The sequence below is a fragment of the Mediterraneibacter torques genome (assembly GCF_044591705.1).
Classification (GTDB): domain Bacteria; phylum Bacillota; class Clostridia; order Lachnospirales; family Lachnospiraceae; genus Mediterraneibacter; species Mediterraneibacter torques.
Window position 1 is genome coordinate 570,633 of sequence record NZ_CP172594.1, and the last position, 18,701, is coordinate 589,333.

The following is an 18,701-nucleotide window of genomic DNA, read 5'->3' on the forward strand; positions in this document are numbered from 1 at the left end:
GTACAAGATATACTATAATCTAACAGATATAGAACAATGCAGAAGAAAAGAGGAGTATATAGCGATGCATACTGGGAAGCTGGAACAGTATAAGAGGCTGATACGTTTTGGATTTAATATATTATTATTGGCGATATTGATATTCTTTTTCATTCATATATGGGATGAAAACTATAACGATGGAATTGTTTTTCCGTTTTATTATAAAGGCTATCTGATGATGGCTGCGTTTTACGCGTTCTTTTTTACGGTTTTTTCTTATATTTTAGGCGGAATGAAGATCGGATATTTAAAAAGCAGCAGTTTAATGTTGTCGCAGACGCTTGCTTTGTTGGCATCAAATGTGCTGATTTATTTGGAGACAGTTCTTTTGTCGGCGAAATTCATTCCTGTTGAAGCTATGATCGTTCTGACATTTATTGATGTCGGGGTTATTTTAGTGTGGACATTAGTTGTAAATTGGATTTTCAGAAAACTATTTCCGCCCAGAGATATTCTACTGTTATATGAAGAATACGATCCGACATCCTTTTTGAGAAAAGTAAATTCAAGAAAAGATCGATATAATATAAAAGAATCCATGAATGTAGAAGAAGGCTGGGATCGTATCACAGAAGAAATGAAGAAGTTTGACGCGGTATTTCTCTGTGATATACATTCTCCTTTGCGTAATAAATTAGTAAAGTTTTGTTATGCAGAAGGGATCAGGTCGTATATTACACCGAAAATTTCGGACATTATTATTCGCAGCTCCGAAAATATTCATTTTTTTGACACTCCATTATTGCTGTCGCGTAATAATGGGTTTACTTTTGAACAAAAGTTTGTAAAGAGAACATTGGATATTATTATTTCTGTTTTTATGCTGGTGATAACATCTCCAATTATGCTTATTACCGGAATCGCGATCAAATTGTATGATGGAGGTCCTGTCTTTTTCAGGCAGAAAAGATGTACGATCGGGGGAAAAGTATTTGAAATTCATAAATTCCGAAGTATGATCGTAGATGCGGAAAAAGAGGGGGAAGTCATACCGGCAAAAGAAGATGACGAAAGGATCACCCCTGTCGGGAAATTTATAAGAAAGACCAGAATTGATGAATTGCCGCAGTTTATCGATATTTTAAAAGGAGATATGAGCGTTGTAGGTCCTCGTCCGGAGAGAGTGGAACATGTAGAACAGTATACGGCAGAAGTGCCTGAATTTTCTTATCGGTTGAAAGTGAAGGGCGGACTTACGGGATATGCCCAGATTTATGGAAAATATAATACGACAGCGTATGATAAGCTGAAGTTAGACCTGATGTATATACAGAATTATTCGATTTTGCTTGATTTGAAATTGATCATCATGACGGGGAAAATACTTTTTGTAAAAGAGAGTACGGAAGGATTTGAGGAAAAGAAGTGATGGCATCTATAAAAGCGTATTACGAAAAAACGTATAGAGGAAGTAAAAATAGATTTTTAGATTTTTTGCAGAAAAGGCTTGATGAAAAGAAAGGCTGTTTTGTTGTGACAGCCAATCCGGAGATTTTTATGCTCGGAAAGAAGATGCCGGAGATGAATCGGGTTCTTATGGATAAAAATACAGTGATTGCTGCAGACGGTATCGGCATTGTAAAGGGTGGAGAGCAGTTGGGATTCCGTTTTAAAGAAAGGATACCGGGAGTGGAATTGTGTGAGGAACTGCTTAAATATGCAAATGAAAAAAAGTGCTCGATTTATTTGTTCGGAGCAAAAAGAGAGGTTTTGGATTCTTTTGTCAGACGGATTGAGAAAGAGTACAAGAATGTCATTATTTCCGGATATACAGATGGATATGTAGAGGATAAAGAAAAGGTAATGCGGCAGATAACGGAGCTTGATCCGGATTTGGTGTTTGTCGCATTAGGCGCTCCTCAGCAGGAACTTTTGATTCATAAATATTTCCGTTCTGACAGAAAAGGAATTTATATTGGCGTCGGTGGGAGTTTTGATGTTTTAAGCGGTAAGAAACAGCGTGCTCCCTCATTTTTTATACGTCATAATTTGGAGTGGCTGTATAGGATTACGAAAGAACCGAAGCGTATAAAACGTTTTTGGAACAGCAATGTGAAGTTTTTGTTTGAATTGAGAAAGGAAAGTCATGGCGGGAAAAGAACTCATAAATAAAATCAGAAAAAAGGGTGTATGCGGAACAATCAAGATGATTGCCGTGAAGTGGAAGAAAACAGAGCGTGACTTATGGAATCCGCCGATCACTCGGGTGAGGAAAGAGCTTATAGATCGGATTTTAAGAAGAGGTTATTCCAGGATTGTTATTTATGAGAATCACTTTGGATATCACAACATAATGATGCAGCGTCCTCAGCATATGCTTAGAAATATGGGGGATGAGGAGACGCTCATTTTATACAATTCGTATTATGATATAGATTTTAAGGATAGACGGCGTATCACGCCGATTGCGCGTCATGTATATGTATTGGATCTGTATTATTATAGGAAGTATTTATTAAATGCATTGAAGCAGATAGAAAAGAAATACGTCATGGTATATTCTACTGATACCGTTCCGGTAAGCAGAATAAAACAATATTCAGAACTTGGATTTCGGATTATTTATGAGTATGTAGATGATATTAATGAGGAACTTATTTCAAGAAAAAAAATCGCGCAGATCCGATCGAGACATCAATATTTGTTAAGAGCAAAAAATGTGTTGACTGTAGCGACTGCGGATAAACTGTATAAAGAGGCAAAGTCGAATAATAAAAAGACGAGGATCGTTCAAATTTCCAATGGGGCAGAGTGTGACAAGTTTGTACCGGAGAGCGTGACGGAAGATCAAGTCTACAGACAGTGGCTTAAAGAAGATATGCTGCATGTCGGATATTACGGGGCATTGGCGGCTTGGGTTGACTATGATCTTTTGAAAAGACTGGCAGATAATGAGAAGATCCAGTTGATCCTGATCGGGATTGAGCATGATGATTCGCTGAAAAAGAGCGGGCTGCTTGATTATAAAAATGTGAAGTATTTTGGAAAAAAACCTTATGAGTCATTAGCAGGATATGTACATTTTTGGGATGTATGCATTATCCCGTTTTTGATCAATGATATTACAAAAGCAACTTCTCCTGTTAAATTATTTGAATATATGGCGATGGAGAAACCGGTTGTTTCAACAGCGCTTCCGGAATGTTTAAAATATACTGCGGTAAAAATCGCCCAAAATGTACAGGAATTTGTTTCATTGGTTGAAGAATGTAAGGACGACTGCAAGGATGAAAAACGGAAGGAGCTCCTGAAAAAGTGTGCGTGGGAAAATGACTGGTCTGTGAAAGCGGCAGAATTGAAAGCGTATATGGGAGAATGGGAGAAAAATGAAAGATAAGATCAGTAAATTGAAAAATCTTGTAAAAAAATATGGGTTGGCAGGAACGATAAAAAAGGCGGCAGGATATATTTATTCTAATTATCTTGTAAAGCTTTCTGTAAAAGAAAGAATTTATGTCGCTGTTAATAAAAAGAAATTTATCGAGGGAATCGACCGGATTCTTTCAAAAAATTCTTACGATCGGATTGTGATCTGGAGAAGTTCATTTGGATGGGATGTGCCTTTGTACCAAAGACCTCAGCATATTTTCAGCAATTTTGCGAAGCAAAGAACGCTTGTCTTTTATGAAGTGACACGTTTTACGGATGATGTGAAGCGGATCAAAAAACAGGCGGATAATTTATATCTGGTCAACTATGCGAATACAGCATTTTCAAAGCTGCTTTTTCAGGAACTTGAAAAATGCAAAGCTCCGAAATATGTTCAGTTCTATTCAACAGACTGGACTTTGCCTGCGGCAAAGATTAAAGAGTATATGCAGCAGGGATATAAAATCGTTTATGAGTATATTGACGACCTGAATCCGCATCTTGCGGGAACAGACGAACTTCCCGTGAACGTAAAAGAAAAGTATGATCTGGCTATGACAGATAAAAATATTTTTGTTGTTGTAACTGCCGAGGCGCTGAAGAAAGATGTCATTGAAAAGCGAGGAGATGTTCGGCTTGCTTTTTCAAGTAATGGCGTGGATTATGCTCACTTTCATGATGGGTGCGATCCGAATTTTAAGTGTGATGAAGAGTTTGAGTCTATCTTGAAAAAGGGGCAGCCGGTTATCGGATATTATGGGGCGCTGGCAAAATGGTTTGATTATGATCTGTTGAAAAAAATTGATCAGGAAAATAAATATCAAGTTGTACTTTTTGGAATCAAATATGATGATTCTTATGATAAATCGGGAGCAGATCAATGGAAAAACGTTCATTTTTGCGGGTCGCGTCCATATGAGATCCTTCAGAATTATGCCGCCCGTATGGATGTTTTAACGATTCCGTTTTTGATCAACGACATTACGAAAGCGACTTCTCCGGTTAAATTATTTGAGTATATGGCGCTTAATAAACCGATCGTGACAACGGATATGGACGAATGCAGGAAATATGAATCGGTGTTGATCGGACATGACCATAAAGAATTTTTAGAGCAGTTAGATAAGGCAATATTGCTGAAAACAGATGAAACATATAAGGCGTTATTGGATAAAGAGGCTTTAGAGAATACATGGGAAGAAAAGGCGAGAACGATTCTTGAACAATTAAAAAAATATGAATAAGTATATTGTGCGAAATAGCCTCAATATGCAGATAAAAATCCCCGGGGAACTTTGGGGATTTTTATTTAATCTTTTCAGGGGAAATGATTGAATAATGTAGAGATTTGTTGTATCATGGTATGATGTAGATTAAGTATATACTAAAATAGGTGAGAAAATATGTCAAAGAACAAGGTGAAGCGTAATTCATCCCGCAGAAGGCAAGCAATGCACAGGGGAAAAGAGACGTCAACTAAGCCAAAGAAACCGGTTACCCGCAGGAAAGATTTTTCCGCTTCAGGAAAAGGAAAGAAGCGCAAAAAGAGACGTGTTCATAAGATGAAGCCATGGCAGATCGCATTAATCTGCGTAGGAGCTTTCATCGCAGCGCTTTTAGCATTCGGATTAATGTATGTTTATGCGAAGTGGAGTAAGATTGATACGAAATCAATTAAAGCGGACGACATCATTATCAATGAAGAAGTGAAGAAAAATAAAAATGTAGATCTTGGAGACGGTTATACGAATGTTGCGCTGTTTGGCGTGGATTCAAGAGACGGTGACTTGGGAGAAGGAAATCGTACGGATTGTATTATCGTTGCAAGCTTGAATAATAAGACAAAGGAAATCAAGATGGTGTCAGTGTACAGAGACACGCTGCTTGATCTTTCAGAAGGAACTTATCAGAAGTGTAATGCGGCATATAGCTACGGAGGTCCCGTACTTGCTATCAATATGTTGAACATGAATCTTGATCTTGATATTCAGGATTATGTGACGGTTGATTTTGGCGCGATCGCAGATGCGGTAGATCTGTTGGGCGGCATAGAGATTGAAGTTACAGAGGAAGAACTTCCGTATATTAATCAATATATTCCTGAAACGGCAAATTCGGCGGGAAAGGCGGCAAATCTTCTTCAAAGTGCAGGCCTTCAGAAATTAGACGGAACGCAGGCGACAACTTATGCCAGAATTCGTTCTACGGCAGGCGGAGATTTTACTCGTACGGAGCGTCAGCGCCTTGTAATAGAAAAAATGTTTGAAAAGGCGAAGGGAGCGGATATCGGAACGTTAAACAAGATCATCGATAAAGTGTTCCCGCAAGTTTCAACAAGTTTTACGCTGCCGGAGATTTTGAAATATGCTTCAGCTTACAGTGAATATAAACTGGTAGGAAATATGGGATTCCCGGAAGATAAGTATACAGATATGCTTTCAGAGATCGGAAGCGTTGTCGTGCCGGATAATCTTGTATCGAATGTAACAAAGCTTCATGAATTCCTGTTTGGCATTACAGGATATGTTCCATCGTCTACAGTGCAGACGGTCGGTTCTAATATTTCGTATACTGCAAGTGCAAAGAAGTCTTCGGGAACAGGATCGCAGTCGTCATATGATAGCGGTGAATCTTATAATGACAGTGGATATACCGATAACAGCAGTAATTACGAAGGCGGAAACACCGGCGGAAATTATGATGACGGAAGCATGAGCGGAAACAGTGGTAATACCGGAAATTCGGGAGAAACAGGCGGTGTCGGAGGAAATGGCAGTACCGGGGATAATACAGGCGGTACAACTGTAGAACCTCCGGTTGTGCCGGATGGCGGAACAGACAGCGGCGGCGGACAGACCGAAGCACCTCCGGAAGGTACAGTTCAATAATATCCAACCGGAACAGGGGAAGATAAAAAACAGAAAGAGGTTAAGTATATGAAAGTATTAAAGAAATTTGCAAGCATTATTATTGCGGTATGTTTGATGATTCCGGTGTTGAGTACGGTGGTATTTGCGGCGGATGGCGTATTGATGTTTTCTGATCCGTCAACGAAAGTCGGAGAGAATGTGAGCGTTGATTTTGTTGTTCAAAGTTCAGGCGGTACGATCGGAAGTGTGGATGTTACAATGAGTTATGATCCGAAGGCGCTTGAATTTGTCAGCGGCGATGGATTTACGGCAGACGGTGCGGGTACGCTGACTTATAAAGGTACAGGCGGCGGAACAGAGCTGAGAACGGCGGTAGTTTTCAGAGCTCTTACGGTTGCGAATACGCAGATTTCTGTAAGCAGCAGCTCAGCTACGATTTCTTCCGGAGATACATTAAATTTGAACAATGGATCTTCCGCAATTTCGATTGCAGCGGCAGACGATGGAACAACAAGTGTAGAACCGACATCGGCTCCTAATTCACCGGCAGGTGAAAGTACAGATATTGTTGTGACTGTAGACGGAAATGATTATCATTTTTCGGAGGCGTTTACGACAACAGATATTCCGGAAGGTTATTCTGAGACAAAGATGACATTTAACGGAGAAGAGAGAAAATTTGTAGCAAATGACGCGGGAGTTTATCTTGGATTTTTAATGGATGACGCAGGAAAAGGAAAATTTTTCCTGTTTAATACAGAGGATGCAACATTTGCTCCTTTCGCACAAATTGCAATATCGGATACAACATCTTTGATCGTTGTTGATGCACCGAAGTCGGCAAAACTTCCGAGCAGTTATCAGGAAGTGGACATGACAGTTCAGGAAGAAAACTTCCCGGCATGGTCTGATCCGTCCAATTCCAGATATTATGTTATTTATGCATTGAATACAAGGACAGGTGAAAAATCTTTCTATCAGTACGATACAGAAGACGGAACATATCAGTATTTTGAGGCTCCGAAAGAGGAGACGGAAAAGAAAGACAGTGAGAGCGGCATAGTTGCGAAGCTGGGCGAATTTGTAGCGGAAAATACAATGGTTGTTCTTGTAGCGGCGGCAGCATTGTTTTTGCTTCTCTTGATTTTGGCAATCGTATTTGCGGTAAAACTTGTCCATCGAAATCAGGAATTAGATGATCTGTATGATGAGTACGACATTCCATTCGAGGAAGAAGAGAAAAAGTTGAGTGCAAAGTCCGCTAAAAAAGGAAAAGCAAAAGATGATTACGATGATGACTTTGATGATGAATCGGATGAGTCAGAAGAGTATGCTGAGTATTCGGATGAATATGAAGATGAATATGCCGACGAGTATGAAGATGAATATGACGACGAGTACGACGATGACTATGAGGAAGAAGGTTATCTGGACGACGAGTCGGACGAATATGGGTTTGACGATGATTTTGAAGTCGGATATGATGACGATTATGAGAATGAATACGACGATGAAGCGTTTGATGAGCCTGAGGAAAAACAGGCAGTAGGCAGAAGCAATAGAACATCTTCAAAAAAAGATGGCTTTGATATTGATTTTGTAGATTTATAAAATGAAAGACCGGATAGAAAAGATGAAATTTTCAATCATTTTCTAAGTCCGGTCTTTTTTTGTGTTTTCAATTCAATATTTGTTAAATGAATAAACACAAATTCATCACATTAATCCGCTATGATAAGACCATAGAAAAAAAGAAAGAAAGCGGGTAGTGTTATGGACAATCAATATAATTATTATAATCCAAATGAAAATTCAAATAACGAAGATCGGCAGAGAATGAATTCTCAGAGCGAAGGCAGCCAAAACGGAGAACAAAAGGGAAATACCCCACAGTGGCAGCCGGGCGGCGATCATTTGAAAAAGGAAAAAAAGCCGCATAAGAATTTGATGCGGACGGTTGCAGTCGTAGGTTTTGCTATTTTATTCGGTGTTGTTTCAAGTGGGATTTTCCTTACAACAACGGTGGTTGGAAACCGGGTGTTTGGGTTGCTTGACTCTTCAAAATCTACAACCGCATCTTCTGATAAGGTAAGTAAAGGGACTCCTCTTTCAAAATCATCCAGCGTAGTGACATCTGATGTATCTGAAGTTGTGGATCAGGTGATGCCGTCTATCGTTTCTATCACAAGTATGTCGGTAGAAGAAGTCCGCAGCTTTTTCGGCGGAACTTATGAACAGCAGTCAAAAGGCGCAGGTACCGGAATTATTATCGGAAAAACAGACACAGAGTTATTGATCGTGACGAACAATCATGTTGTTGCGGGAAGCGATACTCTTACAGTTGCCTTTACGGATGAATCAACTGTAGAAGCAAACATTAAGGGTACAGATGCCCAGTATGATGTTGCAGTTATTGCAGTGCCTATTGAGAATATTTCGGATGATACACTGGATGCAATCTCAGTTGCCACTCTGGGTGATTCCACGAGCCTGAAAGTCGGCGAACCTGCGATCGCCATCGGAAATGCACTTGGATACGGACAGTCTGTGACAACAGGCGTTATCAGTGCATTGAACCGTTCTGTTTCTATGACAAATGAAGAGACTGGAGATACACAGGAAAGCGGTGTGAAATTGATCCAGACGGATGCGGCGATCAACGAAGGAAACAGCGGAGGCGCTCTTGTCAATGTAAATGGGGAAGTGATCGGCATTAATTCTTCAAAACTTGTAGGTGACAGTGTGGAAGGAATCGGATATGCAATTCCGATCAGTGATGTCGGTGATTTGATTGAAAACCTTATGAACAGAGAAACAAAAACAAAAGTTGCGGAAGATAAAAGAGGCCTTATCGGCATAACCGGAATCAGTGTTTCGGATGCCTTTTCACAGCAGATTGAGATGCCGGCAGGAGTATATGTAACAGAAATTGCAAAAGGCGGCGGTGCAGAAAAAGCAGGAATGACAAAAGGGTGCATTATCACAGCTATTGATGACATAACAGTAGACAGCATGGAGGCTCTTCAGGAGCAGCTGCAATACTATGAGAAAGGTACAACTGTGACGTTAAAAATCCAGATTCCTCAGACAAACGGAGAGTATAAAGAGCAGACTATAGAAGTGACGCTGCAGTAAGTGTGAAAGAGAAATCCTTTTTCTGAAAATATATAAATGAAAAATTATTTCCCCTCCCGGAGAGAGAAAACTCTGAAACGGGAGGGGAAGTTTGTGTTGCAGTGATTATTTATCAAACTCGGGATTGACAGCATAGAAGTTTTTGCTGTCGAGTTTTTCCTGTACAATGCGTAAACTTTCACCGAAACGTTGGTAGTGGACGATTTCACGTTGTCTTAAGAAACGGATCGGATCGCATACTTCAGGATCTTTTACGAGACGAAGAATATTATCGTACGTTGTACGCGCTTTCTGCTCTGCCGCAAGATCTTCATGAAGATCGGTGATGGGATCTCCTTTTGATTGGAAATAAGTTGCTGTCCATGGGGCGCCGCTTGCTGCCTGTGGCCAGAGGGCAAGTGTGTGATCTACATAATAAGGAGCAAATCCGGAGCGTTCGATTTCCTCCGGAGAAAGGTCCTTGGTGAGCTGATAAACGATGGCGCATACCATTTCCATGTGAGCGAGTTCTTTCGCTCGTAGAAGATGCAACGAATGAAAAACGCCGCTATTTCGGCACTTTTGGAAACACATCAATTTCAAAATCAGAACGATCCTGCCCCTTTTTGTTTCGTTTTGTCTTTGTGAACATGATTTTTTCAATTAAAACCTTTAAAGCGCTGTTCTTTTCGGGAATTGTAAGTCTACCCCATTCGCCGAGCAAATTCTTACAGCGCGGAACGAAATTTTTACGGTTTGCCTGTAGTGCGAGTGTGGCGTGAAGGTCGTTCTGCGCGGAGATAATGTGCTCCATACATTCTTTTACGCGTCGCTCAAGAGCGTTTGACCGCTCGATAAAAATTTCCTTCGTATAGATACCCTGCTCGAGAAAATCAAAAAGGGATTCACGTTGCTTTAAAAGTGTTTCATGTTCTTTTTCAAAATTCTTAACAATCGCTTCTTTTGCAGCGACGTTCTCCACGTCTTCGGGCAACGCGTCAGTGAGCTCGTATTTATCTATGTAATTCCGCAGCCATTCCAACAAGGCGAGCTCTAACTCATCAATTCGGATACCGACTGTAGGGCATTCAGTATATTGACAAATCAGAATGTCATAAGGCGTTTTAGTATGCGCTTTTTTACGAACCATCAGCCGGCCACACTGGGAACACCGGACAAGACCGGCAAAAATATTCTGAATCGGTCTGTCATCACGCACCGGAGCGGAGCAGCCCCCTTTTGGCTGGTTGGCACGCTGGAAAAGGTCCGCGCTGATCCGGGGCGGCCAAACTGCATCGGCAAGAATATAATCTGACGAGTGCGGGCGAGAACGAGAAATTTTCCCATCTTTGACCGTACGAACCGTTTTCCGATGTCCCCAGCGAACTTTTCCGATATTTGCCGGATTAGATATAATTCCTTTTAGCGTGGACGGCGTAAACGGGCGTCCGCTTCTTGATAAAATTCCCATTTCGGCCATATGAGTACATGCTTTTTGATAACCGTATTGTTTATTGCCGCATAGATCATACATCAGATCGAGCACGGGGGATTCGGTTGGATCGGGAGCAAGAGAGAAGTGCTTACCATCAGGAGCGATAACGCGACGCCATCCGTAGGGCGGTATATTTCCGACATAATATCCGTCAGAGCTGCTTCGTTCTCTGCCACGCTGCATCCTGCGCTTAATTGTTGCGTATTCTCTGCGACTCATAAACAGACTAAATTCAAAGTATTCGTTATCGTACTCGTTTGCCGGATCATACGTCTTGTTAGGAGTAACGATCTTTGTGTTTGAGTAGAAAAATGCACGCTGTACCCGCCCTTGATCGATCGTATCTCCGCGGGCGAGGCGGTCAACGTCCATAACAAGACATCCGTCCCACATACAAGACTCTACTTCGGCCATCACTTGAGACATCACCGGGCGGGAATCAATACTGTCGCCGGAGACGACTTCGCGATAAATTGCCCCGATCGGAAGCGACAGCGTTTTGGCAAGCTCCAGCAAAGTGGTGATATGGCGCTCGAGCACATCGATTCCCAACGCTTCGAGATCAGCATCCTTCCTTGATTTACGAGCATAAATAAAATAAGACATTGCATCACACTCCTATGTAATTATATGTAAAAAGGTATAAAAATAACAGCTATCAAAAACAGATGTTCTGATTGCGATAGCTGACCGAAGATGATACAATATTTTTTGGTTGGAATGCTGTAGCATCTCCGGAGATGTTATAGTTAAGCCGTCCTATCTCTGCTGTGCGGAGAGGGCGTGTTGACCGCTCCTGTTGACGCAGGGGCGGTTTTTCTATCTATCTTCCAGTTTCTTTTGCTCGCGTTCGATCTGCTTAATGCTTTTAGTTGGGGTGGGGAGATCCTCTGGCATCGTTCCCCCTAATCGTGAAATAGTATCACGAACTTCTTTACCGACGTTATAGTGCGTCTGGTTGGCATTTTCTTTCCCTTGTATATTATCACGTTTAATTTTAGCCTCTGTTTGTGTGGCGCGAAATAAATTAGCGGCAAGTTCTTCATATCCCATATGGTCAAGGATTTTTTGAGATGGTTTCAATCCCTTATGGTGATGGATAGCCTTTGCATCCATACCACCGTATAAACCACGATACCCATAATTTTGAAAGATAGCGTAATCAAGGTTTGTTTCAACTCCTGCATTTTTTGCGGCTTCTACTAATAATTTATTATGCTCTGCCATTTCACGTCTGATAGCTAATCTCTTTTGGTCTTCATTTAATTCGTTAAAATTATCTATTAATTCTTGTTGTCTTGTCTTTACGGCGAAGTATGTCTGACCGAGAGCAATCACCTTTTTCCGGGAATCGCCATTCTGTACAATTAAATAACATGCATAGCGGGAGAGTGCGTAATCTGTAATTTCTTTTGTTGCAGATTTAGGCATATCTATCGTTTTGTTGACTTCAACAAAATGATGAAAGACATCATTTCCGCTATTTTCACAAGCGGTTACAGCTCTATCAATAACTCTAGAAAAGTTGCGCCACTCAGTATATTCTAGAGCACGCTGAAGTTCTCTTGCGTACCAAAACTCCTCTCCATATTCATTGATATGTTTAATGGATTCAAATAAAGATTCGGTATAGCTGTTCTGTTCATCCTCGGTAAGAGCCTTACTAAGAACACGATCATGTAATTCGGTTAATTTGTTTTCAAAATCATCCATTTATCACACCCTCTTTCTAACTATTTGGAAAATCTAGATAGTTGACATTTATGGTACATTTGCTATAATGTACTTAACAGGATAGCCGGAAGGTGACTGCATCTCACCCGCTCCGGTGCAACTTAAAAAACTATAAGAAATAGTCGTCAGCTTTGTCAGGGCAGGACGGCTATTTTTTATGCGTATAATTCAGAATGGCTACAACCAAAAGCGCAATGCTTATGATCAAACTGAGTTCTTCATATGTACTCATAATTACCACCCCCCCTCCACAGGATTCTCGGAATGGGTGGAAGCTCGTCCTCCGGCTACCCTGGTAAATACATTTTCCTTCGTATATGCTCCGGCGACTTTGGGAGTGTCGGGTATATTTCGTATAACGTAAAAGACCCCGTATTACTACGGGGTCTAAGTTGTGCAGGTAAACTGCATTGTCCTAATGTTATACACGCTAAGGTGTTTTGTTCTATAACATTATATGTTGGTATGCCCCAAAAGTCAATACTTTATACTATAATTATTTACCAATATATAATTCGCAGATTTTTTTATCTATTATATTTAAACTTTCATCGCTTAATTTTATACCTGCAAAAGCATCGGAATAATGCAAAGGTTTTGTTATTCGTATTTTGCTAATTGTTGTGATTTGAGAAACTAAGCCAATGCTTCCAGTTTTCATTAAATCAATTTCTTTTTGCACCTTATCGGCTTCCGTTGTATCTACTGTAAAAGCTATCGTTATTTTCTCTCCGGCATACACCGGATTTGGCGATACTTTCACATCTTGAATTGAATTATTGAATTTTTGCATATACTTTTGATGGAGCTTATCATATATTTCGTTTCCCAAATCAATAGTGAATTTATTAGGTGTGGTATATTCTTTTTTAGATGAAAGAGGAAGTACGGTTAATATATCGGAATAAGGGGAGTCTTTTTTATTTAAAACAACCGCATAATGCAATCCGCCTTCTTCATGACCAATACGAAAGCCTAGGTCAACTTGAATAATTTCACCTCTTTTGTATACTTTATTTTTTGAAGCATCAAATGTTTTTTCTTTTTTAATAAATCTACAATATGTATTGATCCAATACGAAAGCAGATTTATTTTTTTGAGATGGGAATCGTTTTCTGTTGTGCTGTCTTCAGGTGCTTTTTTAATGTGTGCTTCAAGCAGCTCATTAAGGGTTTTTATAGCTCTTTTTTTATTTCCGATGACCTCATTTTTATCGAAAAAATATTTTTCTTTTTGTTTCATAGCGTTTTTACTTCCCTCTCTTTCTTTTGTCCCCTGTTCCTTTAACACCACTTTATATAATCGCCGTAGCGGTTATACCTTATTTATGCGCAGACATTTCGATTTTCTGTACATCTATTTTCTCAAAATCACGCTCCTTTATATGCCTAATCGCATGGTTAATTGCCTTTAACCGTTTGCTTTCACATAAATTTGCGTTTATAAAAATAGTGAATGAATTATCTTCATTCTCGGTTATTACTTCATTAACGGTCATTCCGTCCATGAAAAAAATTTGATAATCAAAACTCATTATTATCACGTTCCTTTTTCTTTAATGCCATAAGCATGTCATATGTTGTTTTCAAATCTTCCGGAGTAGCATCTTTTGCAGCATCGAATAAGACACGCAAATCTTTGTTTTCAAATAGTTTTTGTGCCATCTCAGCGGTTTCTTCGTTTAAATAGTACTTCTCACCGCCTTCCTTTTCTTCGCCAGTACGAATATACTCTACTGATACTCCAAACAAGTCAGCAATTTTTTGTAGTTTTGCATCTTTGGGGTTGCTTCTTCCATTCTTCCAGTCGGAGAAAGTTGACTTGGTAATCCCAGTTTCCCTTGCAACGTCAGCGTCTTTCATGCCTTTGGCATCTCTTAACTTGCAATAAATTTCATACATAATACACCTCACAAAAAAATTCTGAAATCAGTACAAAAGCTATTGACAAGTTCTGATATCCGCACTATAATAAAGCTACAAAGTTCGGAAATCAAAACAGAATTGTAACTTAATTCTTTGTCAATGTATCTGGTAAATATATTGTATCTGATTTCCGAACTAAAATCAATAGGAAAGTTCGGAAATGAGGTGATTATTTAATGTATGAAAAATATGTAGAAATCAGGGATTCAAGAAAACTGACAGATTATCGTGTGTCAGAAGATACTGGAATAACTAAATCTACATTTTCTGATTGGAAGTCAGGAAGAAGTAAGCCAAAGATGGAAAAGCTCAAAATCCTCGCCGACTACTTCGGAGTATCTATTGAGTACTTCCTAGAGTAGTGTAACAGGAAAGGTGTTCGGTAAACATGACTTTGAAGCAGAAGAGGAGGTGAAGGTAATAATGAGAATAAAAATAATTTTTCACATAACAAGGATGGACGATGTTAGTGATGTTTTGAAGAAAGCAGAAGAATTAAAGAAAGAGAACCCCCATACAGAAATTAGTATAGAGGTTCTAGTATAGAAAGATTATTTCTTTCTGATTTCGATGGCTTTTAACCCAGTTGTAGAAATTGTGTAACTTGTACTAGAACTATACAGGTAAATCTCTGAGTGAATCCTAAAATGCTGAGATGCAATTTCATCGCCCGAATATGTTCTTATTCCGGATGAAGTAGGAATTTCGATTTTATCTACATTCGTGCACAAGTGATCATTTCCATCGAAATATGAAAAATAAACATCATACATATAGTAGCTACTCCCTTCTTAATACTCGGCATGCCGGTGCCTGTATTTAAAGTATAGGAGATTTTTAGGGACAACGCAACAAGTACAAACATTAAAACATAAACATAAACAGGAGGTGAAGAACGTGATTGTTGAAGAAATCCGCATAAGAGGTGCAACAATCCGAGTGCATGACGACAGTTATGTAAACCGTACAAAAGAAGAGATCCAAAGCAGTATAGACGCATGCAGTCGGATTATCAGAGAAGCATTAATACGAAAAGAGAAAACCGCGTAAGCGGTAGAAAGGAAGGACAAGCATGGAAGAGATGAAATTACAGGCAGCGCCGGAGTTGGAGCTGATCCCGATCGAGCGAAGAAATTTTCCGGAAGCGGATCACAAGCGGGAGAAACGAAAGATCCAGCGCAAAAGAAAAGAAAGAGACAATGCTGCAAGAGGACTGATCGCGGTAACGGTTGCCAGCATGATGTTAAATGCGGTGATGGCTGTGATTATTTACATCCTGCAGGCAGGACCGATCTAAGGAGGTGAACAAAGAAATGGACGAAGAAATAAAGAAAGACGCCGAAGAAGAAATGAACTGCATCTTGGATCTGCTCGAAGATTGGTGTCTGAAATACGATCAGGATTATGTAAATACGGTCGTACTTGTAAAAAATGATCAGATCACATCGTGGGGAAGCGTAGGCAACCAAGAAGACTTTGACGTTTACAGAACAAAAAAGCGCCCATAAGAGGCGGCAGCCTCTAGGACGCATAACTAAACAACCAAGATTATTGTAACAGAAAGGATGAGAAAAGCGAAGAAGTTTAAACTAACAAGCGAATTTATTGTAGATATTTCCGGCGTGAAACTGTTTCGCATTAAAGCGTTAATTGAGTTTGGCAATGTAAAAGCCGGGGATTTGGGAGGATACATAGAAAAAGAAGAAAACCTGAGTCATATGGGCGATGCATGGATTTACGGCGATGCACAGATTTCCGGCAATGCACAGGTTTTCGGCGATGCACGGGTTTTCGGCAATGCATGGGTTTTCGGCAATGCACGGGTTTTCGGCGATGCATGGGTTTTCGGCAATGCATGGGTTTTCGGCGATGCACAGGTTTTCGGCGATGCACAGGTTTTCGGCGATGCACAGGTTTTCGGCGATGCATGGGTTTTCGGCAATGCATGGGTTTTCGGCGATGCACGGGTTTCCGGCAATGCACGGGTTTCCGGCAATGCACGGGTTTTCGGCAATGCACGGGTTTTCGGCAATGCATGGGTTTCCGGCAATGCACGGGTTTCCGGCGATACACAGGTTTTCGGCGATGCACGGGTTTTCGGCAATGCATGGGTTTCCGGCAATGCACGGGTTTTCGGCGATGCACAGGTTTTCGGCAATGCACGGGTTTCCGGCAATGCACGGGTTTCCGGCGATGCACAGGTTTTCGGCGATGCACGGGTTTCCGGCGATAAGGATTATGCATATGCTCACGGTTTCGGATCTTGTAATCGCACAACCACATTCTTCCGGCTTAAAGATGGAGATGTAGGCGTACGCTGTGGATGTTTCTACGGAACGCTTGCGCAGTTCAGAGATAAGGTCTGCGAAACGCATGGAGAGACAAAGAAAGCACAAGAATATTTAATGTTAGCGGACTTGATGGAGATCAGATTCAAAAACTAAAAAACATTTTAACGAAAGGAATTTGTAAAGATGATTAAATGCAGTAAAGGCAATGTGGAAATAAAAGGAAATTTAATATTATTAGAAGCAGAAACAGTCATGATATTAAGAGGAATAAGAAACATCCTCGAAGAAGAGTACGGAAAAAAACACGCAGAAAAGTCAATGCAAGAAATAGCGAGAGAAGCAGCGAAACACCTCATGAAATGAAAGAAGAAGTTATTTTGTGGATCATCCGCTGGGGAGATCCGTACGCATTAGAGTGCAAGACAATGACCAGATCGGAAGTCGAAGCGTATGCGCGCGAAAAGCAAAAAAAGCGCGGCGGTACATATGTAATCAATTAAAAAAGCGCATCACAGCAACTGATGCGCTTAAAAGATGGCGTTCCCGCCTCTTGTTAGGACAAATATATTGTATCAAATAAGAGGCGGGAAGTCAAGCGATACACGCGGGGACTCCCGCTTTTAAACCTCGATAAAGATATTAAAGTTAGGACAGATAAAAGATGGCAACACGGAGAAAAACGTACAAATTACGGGGCGGAGACGTCTACGACGTAGAGGAATATCCAGACGGAAGATATGGAGCAAAAGGAAAGGCACGGCAAAAGAAAAAGAAACCGACGCCGGAACAGATGGCGGCAGTCAACCGAGCCAACCGAGCGAAGATATGCAGACGATTACTGATCGAATATTTTGATGCAGGAGACTACTTTGTAACATACACCTACAAAGTCGAGCAAAGACCGAAAGACATGACAGTGGCACTAAAAGACTTACAAAAAGCACTCCGAAAGCTCCGTCCGAAATATAAAAAGGCAAACACTCCGTTTTACTGGATCAGAAACATAGAGCGGGGCACAAAGGGTGCATGGCACATCCATCTAGTCATTAAAAAAACATCAGGGGCGGCAGAATGGATCGAAGATGCATGGGAACACGGAGCAATCTATATTACGCAGATCAAAAAAAGCCGGTTTTACGATGAGGATTTTACAAAACTGGCAAACTATATGACAAAAAACGAAAAAACAAGAGAAAAACGATCGGACGGAAGCAAAGGAAAACCGCGACTAAAAGAAGCAAGCTACAACCATGCGAAAAATATGCCGTTACCCGAACCGAAATCCCAAAAACTTGTACGCTGGCAAAAAGAAGTAAAACCCAAAAAAGGCTATTACATCGCAAACAGTTACGAGGGGATCAACCCGGCTACGGGGATGAGATACCGCAGATACACACTGATCAGAATCCACAGGAGGATTTAAAATGAAAACAGTAAATATCTACATAGAAACCACCATAAAATCCCCCATTGTAAAAGATGGGAAATACGCATCCGCCCTAGTATTTACTAAGTCAAACGGAGAAGAAGCATACCGGGTCATGAGTGGCGAAGAGTGCGAATCTACTTACAACAGATTGACGCTGATCGCAATCATAAAATCATTACAAAAATTAAAAGAGCAGTGTCATGTTGTAATTCACACTGATAACGCTTATATCAAAAATATTTCAGAACAAGGAGCGCCGGAGAAGTGGCGGCGATCCGAGTGGAAAAAAGCCACAGGCGCGGAAGTCCAAAATAAAGAATTATGGAAAATGTACCTTGAGGAAGCGGAGAAACACGAAACGGAATTTCGCTTTTGCGCCAGCAATGATTATCAGGGATTGCTAAGAGAAGAACTAACATAAGGAGGACACC

General features: G+C 40.6%; 23 protein-coding genes. 17 read left to right on the top strand and 6 right to left on the bottom strand.

The window, feature by feature from the left end; translation table 11 throughout:
* The first annotated feature begins 64 nt into the window (after window positions 1-64).
* From ACH9UM_RS02520 to ACH9UM_RS02550, 7 genes are all read left to right on the top strand, one after another.
* Window positions 65-1,411, top strand: a complete 1,347-nt coding sequence (locus ACH9UM_RS02520; RefSeq protein WP_009242816.1) for a sugar transferase — start codon at window positions 65-67, stop codon at window positions 1,409-1,411.
* Window positions 1,411-2,154 carry a WecB/TagA/CpsF family glycosyltransferase gene (locus ACH9UM_RS02525; protein ID WP_129794900.1) on the top strand — a complete coding sequence of 248 codons (744 nt, stop codon included), beginning with the start codon at window positions 1,411-1,413 and terminating at the stop codon, window positions 2,152-2,154. The genes ACH9UM_RS02520 and ACH9UM_RS02525 overlap by 1 nt, the downstream gene beginning before the upstream one ends.
* Window positions 2,129-3,379 (top strand): glycosyltransferase, encoded by a 1,251-nt coding sequence (locus tag ACH9UM_RS02530; protein ID WP_129794899.1) that lies wholly within the window; start codon window positions 2,129-2,131, stop codon window positions 3,377-3,379. The genes ACH9UM_RS02525 and ACH9UM_RS02530 overlap by 26 nt, the downstream gene beginning before the upstream one ends.
* A complete protein-coding gene (locus ACH9UM_RS02535) occupies window positions 3,369-4,655 on the top strand; it encodes a glycosyltransferase (protein ID WP_004846548.1) in 1,287 nt (428 codons plus the stop codon). Before ACH9UM_RS02530 ends, ACH9UM_RS02535 begins: the two co-directional genes overlap by 11 nt.
* Window positions 4,656-4,814: 159 nt before the next feature.
* Window positions 4,815-6,299, top strand: a complete 1,485-nt coding sequence (locus tag ACH9UM_RS02540; protein ID WP_278604213.1) for an LCP family protein — start codon at window positions 4,815-4,817, stop codon at window positions 6,297-6,299.
* Between the two features lie 48 nt (window positions 6,300-6,347).
* On the top strand, window positions 6,348-7,892 hold the full coding sequence (locus ACH9UM_RS02545; protein WP_306543433.1) for a hypothetical protein: 1,545 nt from the start codon (window positions 6,348-6,350) through the stop codon (window positions 7,890-7,892).
* A gap of 162 nt (window positions 7,893-8,054) precedes the next feature.
* Window positions 8,055-9,416, top strand: a complete 1,362-nt coding sequence (locus ACH9UM_RS02550) for a S1C family serine protease (RefSeq protein WP_004846541.1) — start codon at window positions 8,055-8,057, stop codon at window positions 9,414-9,416.
* 105 nt (window positions 9,417-9,521) lie between these two features.
* Here the strand turns inward: ACH9UM_RS02550 and ACH9UM_RS02555 are convergent, their stop codons facing one another.
* The 6 genes from ACH9UM_RS02555 to ACH9UM_RS02580 form a co-directional block, all read right to left on the bottom strand.
* Entirely contained in the window at window positions 9,522-9,989 is a 468-nt protein-coding gene (locus ACH9UM_RS02555; protein ID WP_009321308.1) for a manganese catalase family protein, read from the bottom strand.
* Complete coding sequence (locus tag ACH9UM_RS02560) at window positions 9,964-11,496, bottom strand: recombinase family protein (RefSeq protein ID WP_400091857.1); 1,533 nt, start codon at window positions 11,494-11,496, stop codon at window positions 9,964-9,966. Before ACH9UM_RS02560 ends, ACH9UM_RS02555 begins: the two co-directional genes overlap by 26 nt.
* Before the next feature lie 213 nt (window positions 11,497-11,709).
* On the bottom strand, window positions 11,710-12,603 hold the full coding sequence (gene dinD, locus ACH9UM_RS02565) for a DNA damage-inducible protein D (protein WP_009242811.1): 894 nt from the start codon (window positions 12,601-12,603) through the stop codon (window positions 11,710-11,712).
* Window positions 12,604-12,772: 169 nt separating this feature from the next.
* Entirely contained in the window at window positions 12,773-12,856 is an 84-nt protein-coding gene (locus tag ACH9UM_RS02570) for a putative holin-like toxin (protein WP_238095111.1), read from the bottom strand.
* Window positions 12,857-13,120: 264 nt separating this feature from the next.
* Complete coding sequence (locus ACH9UM_RS02575; RefSeq protein ID WP_400091860.1) at window positions 13,121-13,918, bottom strand: type II toxin-antitoxin system PemK/MazF family toxin; 798 nt, start codon at window positions 13,916-13,918, stop codon at window positions 13,121-13,123.
* A 230-nt stretch (window positions 13,919-14,148) separates the two neighbouring features.
* Window positions 14,149-14,526, bottom strand: coding sequence for a helix-turn-helix domain-containing protein (locus ACH9UM_RS02580; RefSeq protein ID WP_129795053.1), 378 nt, complete (start codon window positions 14,524-14,526; stop codon window positions 14,149-14,151).
* A gap of 200 nt (window positions 14,527-14,726) precedes the next feature.
* Between ACH9UM_RS02580 and ACH9UM_RS02585 the strand changes: the two genes are divergently transcribed.
* The 10 genes from ACH9UM_RS02585 (at window position 14,727) to ACH9UM_RS02630 (ending at window position 18,691) form a co-directional block, all read left to right on the top strand.
* Entirely contained in the window at window positions 14,727-14,912 is a 186-nt protein-coding gene (locus ACH9UM_RS02585; RefSeq protein ID WP_129795054.1) for a helix-turn-helix domain-containing protein, read from the top strand.
* 61 nt (window positions 14,913-14,973) lie between these two features.
* Window positions 14,974-15,096 (top strand): hypothetical protein, encoded by a 123-nt coding sequence (locus ACH9UM_RS02590; RefSeq protein WP_009242807.1) that lies wholly within the window; start codon window positions 14,974-14,976, stop codon window positions 15,094-15,096.
* Window positions 15,097-15,447: 351 nt separating this feature from the next.
* Window positions 15,448-15,600: a hypothetical protein gene (locus ACH9UM_RS02595; RefSeq protein ID WP_009242805.1), complete on the top strand. Its 153-nt coding sequence runs from the start codon at window positions 15,448-15,450 to the stop codon at window positions 15,598-15,600.
* Between the two features lie 22 nt (window positions 15,601-15,622).
* Entirely contained in the window at window positions 15,623-15,847 is a 225-nt protein-coding gene (locus tag ACH9UM_RS02600; protein ID WP_400091863.1) for a hypothetical protein, read from the top strand.
* A 16-nt stretch (window positions 15,848-15,863) separates the two neighbouring features.
* A complete protein-coding gene (locus ACH9UM_RS02605) occupies window positions 15,864-16,058 on the top strand; it encodes a hypothetical protein (RefSeq protein ID WP_009242803.1) in 195 nt (64 codons plus the stop codon).
* A 57-nt stretch (window positions 16,059-16,115) separates the two neighbouring features.
* Window positions 16,116-16,994: a hypothetical protein gene (locus tag ACH9UM_RS02610; RefSeq protein ID WP_400091865.1), complete on the top strand. Its 879-nt coding sequence runs from the start codon at window positions 16,116-16,118 to the stop codon at window positions 16,992-16,994.
* Window positions 16,995-17,024: 30 nt separating this feature from the next.
* Window positions 17,025-17,204 carry a hypothetical protein gene (locus ACH9UM_RS02615; protein WP_400091867.1) on the top strand — a complete coding sequence of 60 codons (180 nt, stop codon included), beginning with the start codon at window positions 17,025-17,027 and terminating at the stop codon, window positions 17,202-17,204.
* Window positions 17,201-17,341: a hypothetical protein gene (locus ACH9UM_RS02620; protein WP_009242799.1), complete on the top strand. Its 141-nt coding sequence runs from the start codon at window positions 17,201-17,203 to the stop codon at window positions 17,339-17,341. The genes ACH9UM_RS02615 and ACH9UM_RS02620 overlap by 4 nt, the downstream gene beginning before the upstream one ends.
* 161 nt (window positions 17,342-17,502) lie before the next feature.
* Window positions 17,503-18,264, top strand: a complete 762-nt coding sequence (locus tag ACH9UM_RS02625) for a hypothetical protein (protein WP_400091870.1) — start codon at window positions 17,503-17,505, stop codon at window positions 18,262-18,264.
* A gap of 1 nt (window position 18,265) precedes the next feature.
* Entirely contained in the window at window positions 18,266-18,691 is a 426-nt protein-coding gene (locus ACH9UM_RS02630) for an RNase H family protein (protein WP_400091872.1), read from the top strand.
* The last annotated feature ends 10 nt before the right edge of the window (window positions 18,692-18,701 follow it).